At 31.6% G+C, this 15082-nt stretch carries 15 protein-coding genes and 2 pseudogenes; 12 read left to right on the top strand and 5 right to left on the bottom strand.

Annotated elements, in window-relative coordinates; all coding sequences use genetic code 11:
• The first annotated feature begins 192 nt into the window (after positions 1 to 192).
• The 3 genes from AAGD26_RS04470 (at position 193) to AAGD26_RS04460 (ending at position 1285) form a co-directional block, all read left to right on the top strand.
• Positions 193 to 432 carry a type II toxin-antitoxin system prevent-host-death family antitoxin gene (locus tag AAGD26_RS04470; protein WP_341751271.1) on the top strand — a complete coding sequence of 80 codons (240 nt, stop codon included), beginning with the start codon at positions 193 to 195 and terminating at the stop codon, positions 430 to 432.
• A gap of 191 nt (positions 433 to 623) precedes the next feature.
• A complete protein-coding gene (locus AAGD26_RS04465) occupies positions 624 to 872 on the top strand; it encodes a type II toxin-antitoxin system Phd/YefM family antitoxin (protein WP_341751270.1) in 249 nt (82 codons plus the stop codon).
• A gap of 5 nt (positions 873 to 877) precedes the next feature.
• Positions 878 to 1285, top strand: coding sequence for a type II toxin-antitoxin system VapC family toxin (locus tag AAGD26_RS04460; RefSeq protein ID WP_341751269.1), 408 nt, complete (start codon positions 878 to 880; stop codon positions 1283 to 1285).
• 48 nt (positions 1286 to 1333) lie between these two features.
• On the opposite strand, the gene AAGD26_RS04455 is transcribed toward AAGD26_RS04460, so the two are convergent.
• Positions 1334 to 1849 carry a helix-turn-helix domain-containing protein gene (locus AAGD26_RS04455; RefSeq protein ID WP_341751268.1) on the bottom strand — a complete coding sequence of 172 codons (516 nt, stop codon included), beginning with the start codon at positions 1847 to 1849 and terminating at the stop codon, positions 1334 to 1336.
• A gap of 665 nt (positions 1850 to 2514) precedes the next feature.
• Here AAGD26_RS04455 and AAGD26_RS04450 point away from each other — a divergent pair.
• The 4 genes from AAGD26_RS04450 to AAGD26_RS04435 all read left to right on the top strand — a co-directional run bounded on the left by AAGD26_RS04450 (position 2515) and on the right by AAGD26_RS04435 (position 7040).
• Positions 2515 to 4296, top strand: coding sequence for a Sca4 family protein (locus AAGD26_RS04450; RefSeq protein WP_341751267.1), 1782 nt, complete (start codon positions 2515 to 2517; stop codon positions 4294 to 4296).
• A gap of 2 nt (positions 4297 to 4298) precedes the next feature.
• Positions 4299 to 4979, top strand: coding sequence for a hypothetical protein (locus AAGD26_RS04445; RefSeq protein WP_341751266.1), 681 nt, complete (start codon positions 4299 to 4301; stop codon positions 4977 to 4979).
• A 305-nt stretch (positions 4980 to 5284) separates the two neighbouring features.
• On the top strand, positions 5285 to 6241 hold the full coding sequence (locus tag AAGD26_RS04440; protein WP_341751265.1) for an IS110 family transposase: 957 nt from the start codon (positions 5285 to 5287) through the stop codon (positions 6239 to 6241).
• 142 nt (positions 6242 to 6383) lie between these two features.
• The gene (locus AAGD26_RS04435; protein WP_341751264.1) at positions 6384 to 7040 is read left to right on the top strand and encodes an HD domain-containing protein; all 657 of its coding nucleotides are present in this window, start codon (positions 6384 to 6386) and stop codon (positions 7038 to 7040) included.
• A 25-nt stretch (positions 7041 to 7065) separates the two neighbouring features.
• Here AAGD26_RS04435 and AAGD26_RS04430 read toward each other — a convergent pair.
• Positions 7066 to 7185, bottom strand: a pseudogene (locus tag AAGD26_RS04430) (IS5/IS1182 family transposase); the annotation flags it as partial.
• A 274-nt stretch (positions 7186 to 7459) separates the two neighbouring features.
• Here AAGD26_RS04430 and AAGD26_RS04425 point away from each other — a divergent pair.
• The 4 genes and pseudogenes from AAGD26_RS04425 to AAGD26_RS04410 all read left to right on the top strand — a co-directional run bounded on the left by AAGD26_RS04425 (position 7460) and on the right by AAGD26_RS04410 (position 9995).
• Positions 7460 to 7813, top strand: a complete 354-nt coding sequence (locus AAGD26_RS04425; protein ID WP_341751263.1) for a hypothetical protein — start codon at positions 7460 to 7462, stop codon at positions 7811 to 7813.
• 50 nt (positions 7814 to 7863) lie between these two features.
• The gene (locus AAGD26_RS04420; protein ID WP_341751262.1) at positions 7864 to 8067 is read left to right on the top strand and encodes a hypothetical protein; all 204 of its coding nucleotides are present in this window, start codon (positions 7864 to 7866) and stop codon (positions 8065 to 8067) included.
• Positions 8042 to 8334 (top strand): annotated as a pseudogene (locus tag AAGD26_RS07295) (tetratricopeptide repeat protein); the annotation flags it as partial. The gene AAGD26_RS04420 and the pseudogene AAGD26_RS07295, both read left to right, overlap by 26 nt.
• Before the next feature lie 881 nt (positions 8335 to 9215).
• Complete coding sequence (locus tag AAGD26_RS04410) at positions 9216 to 9995, top strand: hypothetical protein (RefSeq protein WP_341751260.1); 780 nt, start codon at positions 9216 to 9218, stop codon at positions 9993 to 9995.
• Positions 9996 to 10061: 66 nt separating this feature from the next.
• On the opposite strand, the gene AAGD26_RS04405 is transcribed toward AAGD26_RS04410, so the two are convergent.
• Together AAGD26_RS04405 and AAGD26_RS04400 are read right to left on the bottom strand one after the other, a co-directional pair.
• Positions 10062 to 10376 (bottom strand): helix-turn-helix domain-containing protein, encoded by a 315-nt coding sequence (locus AAGD26_RS04405; protein WP_341751259.1) that lies wholly within the window; start codon positions 10374 to 10376, stop codon positions 10062 to 10064.
• Positions 10377 to 10586: 210 nt separating this feature from the next.
• Positions 10587 to 11096, bottom strand: coding sequence for a type II toxin-antitoxin system death-on-curing family toxin (locus AAGD26_RS04400; protein ID WP_341751258.1), 510 nt, complete (start codon positions 11094 to 11096; stop codon positions 10587 to 10589).
• Between the two features lie 383 nt (positions 11097 to 11479).
• On the opposite strand from AAGD26_RS04400, the gene AAGD26_RS04395 reads away from it, so the two are divergent.
• On the top strand, positions 11480 to 13594 hold the full coding sequence (locus AAGD26_RS04395) for a hypothetical protein (RefSeq protein WP_341751257.1): 2115 nt from the start codon (positions 11480 to 11482) through the stop codon (positions 13592 to 13594).
• 391 nt (positions 13595 to 13985) lie between these two features.
• Here the strand turns inward: AAGD26_RS04395 and AAGD26_RS04390 are convergent, their stop codons facing one another.
• On the bottom strand, positions 13986 to 15023 hold the full coding sequence (locus AAGD26_RS04390; RefSeq protein ID WP_341751256.1) for an IS110 family transposase: 1038 nt from the start codon (positions 15021 to 15023) through the stop codon (positions 13986 to 13988).
• Positions 15024 to 15082: the final 59 nt, after the last annotated feature.

Here is a 15082-nt window from a genome sequence, read left to right as displayed (position 1 = left end):
ACGGTAAATGCACACCGCTGCTTAAAGGAGGTTTTGAAACTCCAGAATTACTTTGCAGTAATTCCGCCTTAAATTTTAAATATATACTTGTATAAAGTCAATATAATGTTATTGATATTTTTACTTAATTATGGTTGATAAACATATTTAATTGAACTAATATTAAGCTTAGTAAAAAGTAAATTAAACTTTATGTATCTAGTAAACATTACTTCTGCCAAATCTCACTTATCATCTCTACTAAAAGAAGTAGAAGACAAAAATGAAGAAGTGATTATTGAAAAAGTGGGGAAACCAATTGCTAAAATCGTTAAATACAATCCTGTGAAATCTATTAATAGGCTTGGGATATTTAAAGATAAAATTAAAGTAACTAAAGATTTTGACAAATGGTCTGAAGAAATGGCAACAAGGTTAGGGATAAAGGATTAGTTGTGAGATTATTACTTGACACTCATACTTTAATATGGGCATTGTCTGAACCAAAAAAATTACCCATTGTTACAATGTATACCTAATTACTTCACATCGATTATGCATAGAAATAACTTATTTTTAAATAAAATATTATTTGCTAAAATAGACTAGTTTTAAATTATCAAGTTCATTTGGAAAATGATTATATGAAAAAATGGCAAATTCAAGAAGTGAAAACAAAGCTAAGTGAGATAATACAAAAAGCAGTTAATGATGGTCCTCAAGAAATTAGTGTTAAAGGTAAAACTATGGCTGTTATAATATCAATCAACCAATATGTTGACTTAATCTCTCCAAAATCCTCTTTTGTTCAATTTCTACAAAATTCTCCGCTAAGAGGGTTGAAAATTGATCTTGAAAGGGACAAAAGTTCTTGTCGAGAAATTGAGTTGTAATTTAAATGAGTTACTTAATTGATACAAATGTAATTTCTGAACTTATCAAAGTAAAACAAAATACACGGGTAGTAGAGTGGTTTAATGCTGTACAAAATCGAGACTTATATTTAAGTGTTTTAACCATAGGAGAAATACGCAAGGGTATTGGTAAGATTACAGATATAAAAAGAAGAGAAAAGGTCTGTATATGGTTGGATCAAGATTTAACATCGTGGTTTGCCGGTCGTATTTTACCTATTGATCAGCAAGTAGCTAATAAATGGGGAGTAATACAAGCTCAGTTAGGTAGAACGTTACCAGCTGTTGATAGTTTAATTGCTGCTACAGCTTTACATTTTGATCTTATTTTAGTAACACGGAATGTTAAAGACTTCAGTTATTTAGGTCTTGAAATAATTAACCCATTTTAACCTTGATAATTCATATAATATATTTATAACACTCTAACTGTTGGAGTTTTATTGAGAAGGTTCATTATTATCAGAGGTAGTAGGCTTAATTCTGCCAACCATTTCATCTAGTGATACTTGAAAATAATCCGCTAATGCTACTGCAACTGTACTAGTAAGTGTCTTCTTAGGATTATTTTCTTTTAAAAATTTGGGAATAACATTTTGACTAAAACCAATAATTATACCTAATTGATATGGATTAATATTTTTCTCTTTAAGTTTTTTATTAAGAAAATGTCTTAAATTAATACTTATATCTTCTGAATTAATTATTTGAAAGTTATAATCTTTTTGATTTATAGAAACATATTCATTTCTACCAATTACTTCGTTCATAGAACATCTAAAATAATTAGCAATTTTCAATATAGTTTCCAATTCCGGATTAGCTCCTATAGAATTGATGATATTACATACGGTTCTATATAAAATATTACTCTCTTGTGCAAAAGCTTTACGTTTTAAATTATTATCTTTTAATTTATGTGTTAAAAATATTTGTATTTGATGAACAAGAGCCATACTTTAAATAATTTAATATCTCTAATAAAATGAATTACGGTAATTCATTTTTTCTTGACACCTCAAAATAATTATACTAGACTCCCAAAAATAGAATGAGAGTATAAAAAAAAGACCAATGATTATTGATTAATTTTTTAAAGCAAAGAATATACTTTGCTATATCTCAAACTAAAAAAGCCCAGTGTAACATTCAAGCGTTTAACTTATTAATAAAGTTAAAACTTGAATGTTACATTTAGGTTATAAACTAGTAAGTACTCTAAAGTTTACAAGGCTACAAGTACTTACTAGTGAAATTAATCCAATAGCTATTGCTATTAAATTACAACCATTATTGAGGTGTAACTATGATCATACACAAATCTCTCCCTCTAGTCAAATTCTATTATTTTTGCAGTTCTATAACATAAGTATCAGCAATACCATAGTATAGCTAGCCCAATACTAACGTCATTGTAAGAAGGAGTAAGGCGACGAAGCAATTGTTTTATGTCATACCTGCGAAAGCAGGTATCTTAAAAAATAGTCAAGAACACTATTTAGACTTTTCTAGACCCCTGTTTTCGCAGGGGTGACATCAAACTTGTTTCATCAAACTCAGCTTAAAGTAGCTCCTCGCAATGACAAGTTATAAACACATACGTCATTAATAAAGTAGTATTATGAAAGATAACCCACAACTCAGTAATATTCTTGAAGAGAATATTACTGAAGTTATAGAACCAACAGAAGAAGCACAAGACTTAGTTACTTTAACTAATTCAGTCAGTAGTAGCAGATTCTTTGGTATAGAAGAAGAATTAGACCCTATTACTCAAGCCATTAGACAAGAAATCCTGCAAAAACAGCGGAATATCTTAAAAGATTATATCGCTGCGAATCTTGATGTAACAGTAAATTACCATGACGATCAGGAATTTGCTGAATATCTTAAAAATGTCAATAACAGGGCAATAATTAACCAAGCATTTCTAGATAGCAAAGTTAAAGCTGAATTAGAAAGAACAGAGATAGCAGGCTATAAGAAAATTCACCATAATTTTGCTGATCGATTTCATACAATAAGTTGGCAAGATGATGATAGGCAAGACAATATCAGAAGCCAAATAGTAAGAAATGATTCAGGTGATGAGTTAGCTACTATCAAGGAAACAACTCATAAAATTAATACTCTAGTCTCTTTGTCAGATGGCACTTTTAAACAAATCAATAACTATCGAACCATAGATTTACCAACAGAATTGGTAAATAAAAGCGGTCCTATGCATTTGTCATTAGCTGTAAAAGATGAAAATGGTCGAAATATTTCCTTAGACCGAGCAGTATATTTTACTGCTCATTATAATAGTCAAGGTAAATTGTCAGAGATCAGTAGTCCAAAGCCAGTAAGGTTTAATGGTGAAGGAGATGAGGCAATAGGCTATATAGAACATCTAGGACATGTCTATAGTTTGCCAGTGACCCAAGGTAAATATCGAGAAATGATGTTAGCTTTGGAGAAGAATAAAGGTCAAGAAATCGACCTATCTCAACAAAATATTACTACTGCTCAGGATATGATAGTTACTGTTAATACAGTCAATAGTGATTTGTTAGTGCAAGAAGAAAAAAAGCAATATCATCATGATAAACAAAAATTAACCGAAGAAACATTACAGAAAACAGCTGAGCATCATGAGTTAGCAAAACGACAAGCAGAATCAATATCACAGGGAATGCAGTTAACAGAAAAGAGTGATAATGTTGCTAATCGACAATTATTTGAAAAAATGTCAAAAGATTCTCAGTATATCCATGACATGTCTCCTGAACAGGCAATCTTAAATGAATTACAACCATTAACTAGCTCACGAGAAAAAGAAAGAAAAGCATTATATGAGTTTGCTGAATTATATCCTGATCTAACAGGTAAGTTAGTAGCAAGACATTATGATACTCATGCAGTGGTATATCACAAAGAAAAAACAGCAGATGCAAGTAGTACGGCATTAGAAGAGTTAGAGAACCTTGTAAAAATATGTGGTGGTCATAAGAAATTAGGCTTAACTTCGGTAGAGAAACAATTACCTGAACTTGATAAAATACGACGACAAGGAGAGAAAGATGTAGACAAAGTAATGACCAAGATAGAAGAAGCTGATAAATCTTTTTATGAAAAACTGAAGAAAATACAACTATCGGCTGATAAATTACCAGAATCTAATCCTGATAAAGAAAAATTGAATATTTTTGTAAAACTAAAGCTGGAAGCACAAGAGTCAATTAATACCAGTAAACCGCCACTAGAAAGCAAAAAAATAGATGAGTCTTTAAAAATGGAAACTGAGACAACTAAAAAAGTAGATCGTATGATAGGAAGATTTATGAGTAAATATTCTCCATCTAATACACCACCACCATTAAATAGATCAAAACTACAATTAAATAACACTAAAGGGAGGTAACTATGCCAGGCAAGCAATTTTTATATAGTAGAGTACGGATGTCTAATACATCAAGGCAGGAGCAAGGGAAAATAGACACTTATTTAGATAATCAGTATCAAATTGATTTGACCAAAGTTTTAAAAAATTATGACTCAGACATGTCTATGTTGGAGACAGTTAAAAATATTGAACTTTCAGAATGCCAAGAAATATTTAATAATAGCCAAAAAAATACCGCTTGGGATTTATATTTACATTTAGTGGCAGGGAAACAAGAGGTTGCTTCATATTTGTCAGAATATTTAAGAAAAGGTTATGGTACTGTTAAAGATGAGTTCCTTGCTGATTTAACTCTGAGCATAGGAGTCGAGTTGGGAGATCAGGACTCAATTAAACTAATGGAAAAAATATCAATATCATCTCAAATACGAAATGTAGCCAAAGAATGTTTACTAGAAATCATCCAACATAAATTAGGGGTAGAAGGTAGAGAAATATTATGTGATGAGATGATGTCTAGAGGTAAAGCATTTGCTTATTTTGTTGAGGAATTATCAGGTCATTCCTATTATCAAACTATCCAAGACTCTGGAACAGCCGGAATAAAATACTGGAGTAATTTTGTTAAGCCAGCCTATTATTGTTTATCTGAAATTACAGATGAAGTGCCAATAGCAGGGGCATTACATGATCAAGAATGATATCGTCATTGCGAGAAGTACGTAAGCACTACGAAGCAATTGTAAGTTAAAAGTATGATATAATAGATGTTGAAGTCAATATAAATAATGATTTATACTGACTTATAAGGGGGTATTACAGCGATAGTCATTAATAATACTAAATGACTATCGCTGTGCAGGCGTGAGCGACCGTGAAGCAATTGGTCTTAAGATCGTATGGATCTTGGTACTCTAGCCCAAATCCCCGAGACGTTTGAATAGTTGATTGGGATGCCTTTGCACTCCCGCTTACAATCGTAAACATTAAAAGTCTTCGAGGTATTATGCCATTATATAATAATTTTATTGGTCTTGATATAGGAAAATTCAATTTTGTTGTTGCTATTCATGGAAAAAAAGAAACTAAAGAATATAATAACAACTCTAATGGAATAGCTGATTTTATCAAGGATTACAAAAAAGAGATTAGTTCTGCATTGTGTGTTTTAGAAACCACAGGTGGATATGAAATGGAACTATTACTAACGCTTTGCAATCAGGGTTTTGCTGTACATAGAGCCAATACTCGCAAAGTTAAAAACTTTATTAGGTCTTTTGGGAATGCAGCTAAAACTGATAGTCTTGATGCTAAAGCTCTAGCACTTTATGGTTTTGAACGGTCAGAAAGATTAGAACTATTTAAAGTACAATCTAAGCAAGCTTTAAACTTGTATGAATTAGTCGGACGTAGGAACGACCTCAAACAAATGTTGATTGCAGAAAAAAATAGGTTTCAGTCCCCGAGAGCTGATTTAATCAAGTCTAGTTGTGTTAAAATAATCGAAGTACTAGAAGAACAAATTGCATCTATTACTAAAAAAATAGATGACTTAATAGCAAAAGATAAACTCTTGCAGGCTAAGAAAGAGACACTGCAAACTATTAGTGGTATAGGCACAGTAGTATCTAATGAGCTTATAGCTTTGTTACCTGAACTTGGTACATTGAACCGCAAACAAATAGCATCATTAGTAGGTGTTGCACCAATATCTAATGATAGCGGTAGATATAGCGGATATAGACATACAGGTCATGGTAGAAGTTTTGTTAGACCTATGTTGTTTGTAGCTGCTATGGCTGCTAGAAATTCTAACTCTGAACTGAAGGTATTTTATGAAAAATTGATCAATAGAGGAAAAAAGAAAATGGTGGCGATGGTAGCATTAATGCGGAAAATCATTGTGATTGCAAACGCTAAGTTACGTGATTTAACTAGCTCTGCAGAAGCAATAAAAATTTAAACCAAATTTATTTAAATTTTTATTGCGAACATAGTTGATCCAAATCTAATAATTTTTCTAGATTGCTTCGTTGCTACTAAAAGTAGCTCCTCGCTAATAGACTAAGCAAGTTTTAAAGTAAACATTCAATAGGGAGTCGTTTATGACCGGTAAAAAAGTCATTATCCTGCTACATTCGTTACATGAGTCTCATAGTCAGCAACTACAAGAATTTTTGAGAAAGGAGTTCTTAGATAAAATTAAAGCATGTAGTAAAAGGCACAGTACCATAATAGATGTTCCTGTTGTAAAACTGGCATTAAAATACGTTATCAAACACCAAGCAGATCAGAAACGACACTCTGGTGAGCCATTTTACCATCATCCAATACAGGTTGCATTAATAGCAGCTGGGATTTCCTGTAAAACTGAAATAATAGCAGCATCCTTATTGCATGATATTGTAGAGGATACAGCACTTACTATTAGTCAGATATGGTTTTCATTTGGCACAAAAATAGCAGAATTAGTTAACAAACTGACGAAGCTTGATGATATTACAATAAAAAAAATAAAAATTGAAGGAGAACATGCCTTGCAGAAATTACGTGAGTCAGAAGATATAGATGCATGGTATATCAAGCTTGCTGATAGGCTACATAATATGCAAACTCTTCATTACATTAAGTCAAAAGAAAAACAGAAAAGAATCGCTTTGGATACTTTAAAGAACTTTATCCCGTTGGCAAAACTAGCTCGAGTAGAATGGATAGAACAAGAATTATACACATTAGCTATCAAAACATTAGAGGAGAATTAATACATTTTTTATTTTTTATTAATAGTTTAGTCAAATTGTCTCTTTGCCTCAAAATATCCACCATCCTTGAGAATGTCACCTTCTTTACTCCTGTTAATCGACGAAACTGTTCATCCTCCAACTCTTTAACCTGATCGAATTTCATTATTACTCCAAATCAGATACTTATAACACCTCTCTTCCTTAAAGTCTAGTTTTGAAAGAGGTCTATTATCTCAGAGCAGTTTAAAAATACGACAACATCAAACACCAATACTTGGCAATTGAAGGGTATTGTTTTCTAAGTATGTAGTCTTCAAAAATAATGGGGAAAAATGCCCCCTATTTATTTTTAAAAGGATCACATAATTTATTACTTAATGTTTAGTTACACCGTTTACTACAGAGAAAGTAACAAAAAATAACAAAAGAGGAGAATTATGGTCGATTCAAAGAAAATACTAGGCACAAGTCAGAAAATAACTAGCAAACAAAATTGTCTAGATGACAACTGGAATAAGAGTTTCTTATATCTTAGTTATGGAATAATTGGCATTTTACTTACCCTTATTACATCAGAAAGTTTAGCAGTAGATTTAGGTAAATTTGGTAAAGGTGTAACTGAACCACTGGTAAAATTTGCCGCGGATTACTGGGTTTATGGTGCTGGTATTGGTGGTATTACCACAGCCATTATGTCTGAAGGTGATGGTCGCGTTCGGGTATTTCGTGGCGGTACAGTTTTTATAGGTAGCAGTGCTGTTTGTATGGGCATACTTGCTGCTATGGCTTAAATCAAGTGTAAATTGTAACAATATTGGTTTTTTACTTGTGAGATTCAATTATGGAAAGAGTACGATTTAATAATTGCTTAAACAAACACGTTAGATTTTGGAACATATCTATTGGTTCAATAGTAGGGGGCATTAGCTTTGGGTTAATCATTTTATGTTTTAAGGGCGTGCTATGGTCTTTTGCTGGTGGTGCTATTGGTTTTGCTATAGGTGGTTGGTTTATGCATCTATCAAGAATCTATAGTGTCATATGATATGGCTATTAAATATAAACCAAATTTTGAGCAGTATATAATAATAAAGGAGGCTCTTTAAACATATTAGGAAAATATCGAGAAGCGATAGAAAATTTTGATATTGCTCTTAAATACAACTATAAATACCTAGAAGCCTATTATAACAAAGGTATATCTTTAATGTATTTATGGCAACACCAAGAAGCAATAAAAAACTATGATCTTGCCATTAAATACAAACCTAATTATGCTGAGAGCTACAACAATAAAGGGATATCCTTATTACGTCGATTCGGGATAAGGGATAAGAAAGAATAGTGTAATTATCGTTATCGGAAGCCCAAAAAATATATGAAGAAAATATAAAAAATTTCCCTGTTTAAACTCCTTAACTTTGCCGTTCCTTGCATGATCTTTAGTATTGGGTCATATATGGTAAAACACATAGAAATAGTTTCAAAGAGTCAATAATTGTATAAGCTCTTTAACCATTAACTCGGCTAACTGCAACTTTAATACAATATAGCCGTAAATACTATACAATGAGGTTGATAGATCACCAACAACAGTTTTTTTATGTTATTACATAATGCACTGCATTTTGTTTGGTGCTTTTAATGAAGTGGTTAATTTTAAAACGGCATAATGCTTATTATACGATTAGATATACCAAAATATAAATGCGTAAAACATGATCATCCTGCAGGGATAAGGCATTTGAGTAAGATAAATTATTGCAGGATATTTTTCTATAACAGAGAAGAAATTAACAGCAATTCCGACTCCTAGTTCGCTTTTGCCCCGTTTCTGTAATTTAACCCATAATTATAATTTATCTCTTGAAATTATCGCAGATTTTATGTAATATTCTTTATGTTTCAAGCAATTAAGTATACCACAAATTATAGAAGCTGTTGGAAACAATCTTAGAATACTAACCTTTGGGGTTTGTCGTACCTACTTGAAATGGGTATTTTAAACAACTAGTAATATACTATATATTCATGGTGACACATAATATGGATATCAAGATTTAGTGAATTCTTAGGAAAATTATGCTCATCGAGCTGTCAAAATCTGTAACCTTCCTAGCATTTAAAGCTAGGTCCAACAATCTCACAGTTTTTTGAATTGTGAAATTAATTAAGATTATTAATGTAGGATTTATGATAAGAATTATTAATATAGAATTAATATTATCTATAATAAAGATGGCAATCGCAATATTATTGTGTTTAATCTTTATTTTTAGTGTGTGCTTTTTGGCGTCTATACCAAAAGGAGAAGTAGGGGAGGTTTTAAGATACAAAATAAATGATATACTCTCAACAAGAGCGGAAAAAGCTGAACAAAAGACCAAACAAATCAAGCAAATTATTACTACTTTAGAAAATACAAATAGCTTAATTCCTGCGTCAGGTTTATTTTCCGCTACAACAAAAACTTTTCAACTTACCCAATTAAATAAAATTTCTATATTTTCTCAGGATTACATGGGGGCTACTCTAAAAGTAAAAAACTTAACAAACAAAAAATGCAACTTAACTACTTCTATGTTTGAGAAGATATTTAAAAAATATGATTTAATTAAATTTACAGAAACTATTCTTGACCCATCAGAAGAGGCTTTAGTATATCTTGTTTTTAAAAAGGTGAGTTTTAGTTTCGATGCAGACGAAAATGTTGAGTATGTTAAGATTAATTTCTTACTAAGAGAAGATTTCAACTACATAACAAGAAAAACTGACCTGAAATATAGGGAATTTGCTGACCAGCTATTTCAGGAAAATAAGTGTTCTGAAACATATTCATCAACTGCTTTTTTCTCACCAAACATTTGTGATACACTTTATACAGAGTTACGAGAATATCGCTGTTTTAAGAAACTGTTAGTTGGCTTTGAGACTGATCTGCTTCAAGCTAATAACACTTTTTGCCAAGAATAATAGGGCGTGTCCATAATTACCAACATACTTTTGTTTAAAAAAGATGTTGGTAATAGTAACCATTTTTCAACTAACCTTAATATTGGTAATTTCCTCCTTTTTAATTAAGGTAGCTTGCTCAATAATATCAAAGTCGACTCCTGCTTGCAGTAATTTTTGTGCTATGTTTAATCTGTCATCCTTTTGTTCCTGTAAAAATATTTCTGTAATCTTTTCAAAGTTCTCAATCCTTATAGGACCAGTTTGTTTCTTTAATCTAATCCATACATAGAGCATTGACCGACTAATTTTAAAGGTCTCGCATGTAAATGCTATTTTTTTATGTTTTTCATAATGTTCTATAACTCTAGAACGTAAATCATAACTGTATGGTGACGGCATATTTCTATTATATAATTTTTTTATTATCTATTATTATAACTAATATCTAACTATATGTTAACTGCTATAACGCTAGGTTTGACTTGAGTTATATTTGTCTTTAATCTTAATATTGGTCTATTATACATAATATATCTTATCATTGGTAAGCGATATAGATTGAATTATCTAGAAGATTTTAGTTTTTGGATTTCCTCAATAGTTCAACATCTAGTTGCTTATTAGATTTATAATTAAACTAATCATTAATTCTTTTTGCATTGGATCACTTTCTGCAATAAGCAAGGCAAGCGATGTCATGCTATTTGTTCCCATAGTGTTAAGCCCAATTTTTGCTTTACTCAAATAAAGCAAAAATAATAAACTACCTATTCTCTTATTACCGTCACTAAATGGATGATCCTTGATAATGAAATATAATAGATGTGCTGCCTTGGCTTGCGATGATTGATATAATTGCTCTCCGCCAAATGTTTGATCTATATTACCTAAAATAGCACTCACGGCATCATCCCTTTCAACTCCAAATAAATTGCCGGCTTCTGCTCCTTGTTGTTGTAATTCTTGTCTTAATACTAGTATTGCCTGTATTGATTCTTGGTAATTTAGTAAACCACTACTTGCCTCCTGCAAGTTCGTTGGCATATTTAAATTATCTTCGTCATACTTAATCAGCATATCCCATGTTTTACTATAGGCTTTAATTAGACTAACTAGCAAAACTTACGCTATGTTATGTCTTAGAAATGATTAGAACCCTGATTTTAAGCCGTTGAATCCTAGTAGAAGATTTTAAGAATATGCTACCACTAAGGCATTGGTTCTAAACATAGCGTAAGTTTTGTTAAATTATCTTACGCATAATTGCCACTAAACCTAATAATCTTTACTAATTTTTTATAAAAATACTTTACATATTAAAATACACTTTATACTATACAAAGTATATGGTTTTGGAAATAAAGAAGCTTTCGAGCAAGTTAATAAAATCTCATTAAGCTATCAACCTTAGGATAGTGGTTAAAATAGAACATTCATTAGAACTGGGTTACATAATGTACCCAGTATTAATTTAACTAATAAATTATATGGAGTAATTATTTATGAAGAAAAAAGCAACCATTTTAGATGATAAAAAACAAGAAGAAGGTCAACAACTAAGTGTAGCATTGGATGTATTTGAGGAAGCTAGGAGTTTTATAACAACAGGTATTACAGATGTAGACAAAACAATTGAAGGGGAGAACACACTAGTTATCGGAAATACTAGGGGAGGGAAAAGTACGATAATTAATTATCTTTTATCTAATCCTTTGAAAGTTGCAAAACTTGACCCAAATGCTAAAGGCAAGGATGGTAAGGTATTAAAGATATTTGCTGTAGATCCAACAGCAGGACCTGAGATAGGAGCTACTGGTGGATCTATGACCACCGTTCCTAAAAAATGGTATAATTCGGATGGAGCATATAAAAAAACTATATGGGATTGTCCAGGGTTTGGCGATAATAGAGGACCTGCGGTAGATATATCTAACGCATACCTTTTGTCTAAGTTACTTAGTAATGCTAAAAATATAAAGATAGTTTTGGTGTCTGATATTAAAGATATTACCAACGATAATCCTGCAGGTTTTGTGGGACTAATAAAACAAGTAAATTATCTCTTCGGTGACTTAGATAAAATTAAGGATTGTAGCATATTGCTTGTCACTAAAGTAAAGAATTACGATGTTCATGACATAACTGTTGATATCAAAAAAATTGCTAAGAATGTACAAGACCCAGAACTAGATAAGGCATTTATTCAACATCTAGCCAATAATGAAAAAATAACTATTTTTACAAAAGCCAAGAAGGAAGGTCTGCTTGATAGCAAAGATGCTGAGATGATAGCAAAAGATATTAACCAAATTAACAGCGAACAACAATTAGCTGTGAAGGTAGGGATTTCTCCAGACACCAAGGTCTTTATCTATAAAAATAGCTCTTTATTTTCAAATTTTATTAAGGAGGATTTAGATATAATTTTAGCAAGAGTTAAAGCATTAGTAGATGTAGACAAAATAGAAAAATCGGAAGATGCACATAAAGCAATTGAACATTTAAAAGAAATATCCGCTGAATTTAATACAAATGATCATAATGAAAGTATGAAAGAATTTCTTGAAAGAATACATAATATACTAATCAGAGAGGGACAGACTGCTTTAGAGAATTCCGGATTAAATAGTAAATTAGATCTTCTTGCCTTTATAAAAAGTATTATCGATATAAGAACATTAGATATTGAGTGTTTTAAAAATGATTTAAAAAATACAGGCTGTGAATTAATTGAAAAAATTACAATGCGTAAGCTAATGTTAGAAAATCAGGAAAATAAAATAACTAAAGAACAGATGGAAAAACAAATAGCAGAAACGCAAACTATAGTAAAGATGACACAAGACAATTTACAAAAACAGAACGAGGAAATGCGGAAATTACAAGATAAGCATAATGAGGACATGGCAAAACTTGCTAAAGATAATGCAGCTTTGCTTAAGGCACAAAACGATGCCTTTCAAAATCAATTATATAAAGTTGTACAAGAACAAAACGAGCAGATGCGGAAAATACAAAACGAGTATAATGCACAAAGGGCTAAAGAAAGAGCTGAGGAAAAAGCGGAAATGGCTAGGAAAGAAGCTGAATATAGAGAGGAGGTGGCTAAACGAGAAGCTGATAATGCAGCCTATAAAAAGGAAATGGCTAGGAAAGAAGCTGAACATAAAGCGGAAGTGGCTAAACGAGAAGCTGATGCAGCTCGGCTTAAGACACAGAAAGATGCTGAATATAAAGCGGAAGTGGCTAAACGAGAAGCTGATATTGTAGCCTTTAAAAATGAAATGGCTAGAAAAGATGCCGAACATAAAGCGGAAATGGCTAGAAAAGATGCTTTGAAAAATCAAACAAAGGTTATTCATCACTATCATGATAGTGATGATGACAGTTTCTGTAATATTATGTATGCGACTAAGGAAGAATATGACAATCCGTTGCTTAACAAGCCTAGAGTTATTGAAGAATATATAAGTAAGTTTGGTAAGAAGTCTTTTGATGATTTACTAACTCTCACCTCTCAATTAGAGAAAACTGAGGTTAAAGAAGTACTGGAACAACAAAACCCTGTAGATTCCTTGGCTATGTTAATGGGGTTAGATAGCGAAGTCTATAATTAAGAGACTTCCCTTTAACCAGGGTGATTTAAAAGTCGCAACTAATGATAGAAAGCACTAAATTGCAGAAACGAATGATTGTCATATATGGACGCCAATAAAAACACAAGTAAAAAAACAAAAAATAGTAGAAAAAATGAAGCAGTCATATATTCGGCATCAAAGTGCCATAATGGTTTCTGCATTCTGCTAAGATCCTGGAGAGATACACTCATCGCGGCGGTATCAAAGTACCATGACGTTACAACGGATTTTATCCAAAATGCTTATTTATTATCTCCTCAACTTATCGTTTTTATTTTTTACTTTGTTTTATTCATATTACTTATCAATTTTTATAGCACGCCACTAACCACCTAGCAACTTTATAACGTAAATTTGCACCAAATAACTATTATAGTACCTGATAGTTGCTATTACTTATCAAACAACCATAAGTTATTCTAGCTAATTTATTTGCTATGGCTACTGCCATTACATTAAACGATTTCCCTTTTTCTTTTAACCTTTCGATAAATTCTGATAACTTCCCTTGAGGCGGATTCTTTTTATAACTTCTCATTAATAAAGACCTTGCTCCTTGTATTAGCATTGTTCTTGCATATCTATCACCTTGTTTGGTTATTCTACCTAAAATAATCTTACCACCAGTGGTATTTTGTTTCGGTACAAGCCCCAAAGATGCGGCAAAATCCTTAGCAGAATCATATGCTTCAACCGGTTTAATGCTTAAAATACTTGCATTAATTGTGCCAATTCCTGGAATAGTTTCTAAAATTTTTGCTTTCTCAGAACACCTATTTCTTTCTGCTATTTCTTTATCTAACATTTGTTCCCGTACTATCAATTGGCTAATCTCCTTACAATCAAGCAACATTTGAACAGCAATAGTTTTGTTAATAAATCCCTCTTCTAGTGCAAGATTTACAAAATTTTGACAAGTTTTGGCAAATGTAGATTTTCCACATGTTACCAAATAGCCAAGCTCAAATAATGAGGTAATCAGAGCATTACTGCGCTGAATCCTTTGTTGTATTATATTCTGCCTTGCTTTATGCAGGTAAGATATTTCTTGCTCTACCACTGTTTTAGCTTTGACATGCATTAAATCCGGATCACAGGATGCTTTGCAAATTGCAATTGAATCATTAATATCATTCTTTTGACGAATTTTTGCATATGCCTTTACATCTTTAGGTTTAAGTAATATTGCTTTATGCCCCATTGATTCAAGCCTCTGAGCCATATAATGAGCTCCACCACAAGCTTCAAATACAAAAGTTTCTGACTTTGGAAACATTATTGATAAATTTTCAAAAAAGCTTTTTCTATCCATTGCTTTTTTTAATACAACTTTATTTTCTAAATTTATTGCAGCAAAATGTAATTTTCTTTTTGCCAAATCAATTCCTATTACCTTATAATCATTCATGGTATGGACCTCATAAAATTATTAAAAAAATACAAACCTATTTTAGGTTTTGGTTCTTT

It is taken from the genome of Candidatus Tisiphia endosymbiont of Piscicola geometra, from assembly GCF_964026415.1.
GTDB lineage: Bacteria > Pseudomonadota > Alphaproteobacteria > Rickettsiales > Rickettsiaceae > Tisiphia.
The sequence above is the reverse complement of the archived record's forward strand: the minus strand, read 5'-3'. Positions and strand labels throughout refer to the sequence as shown.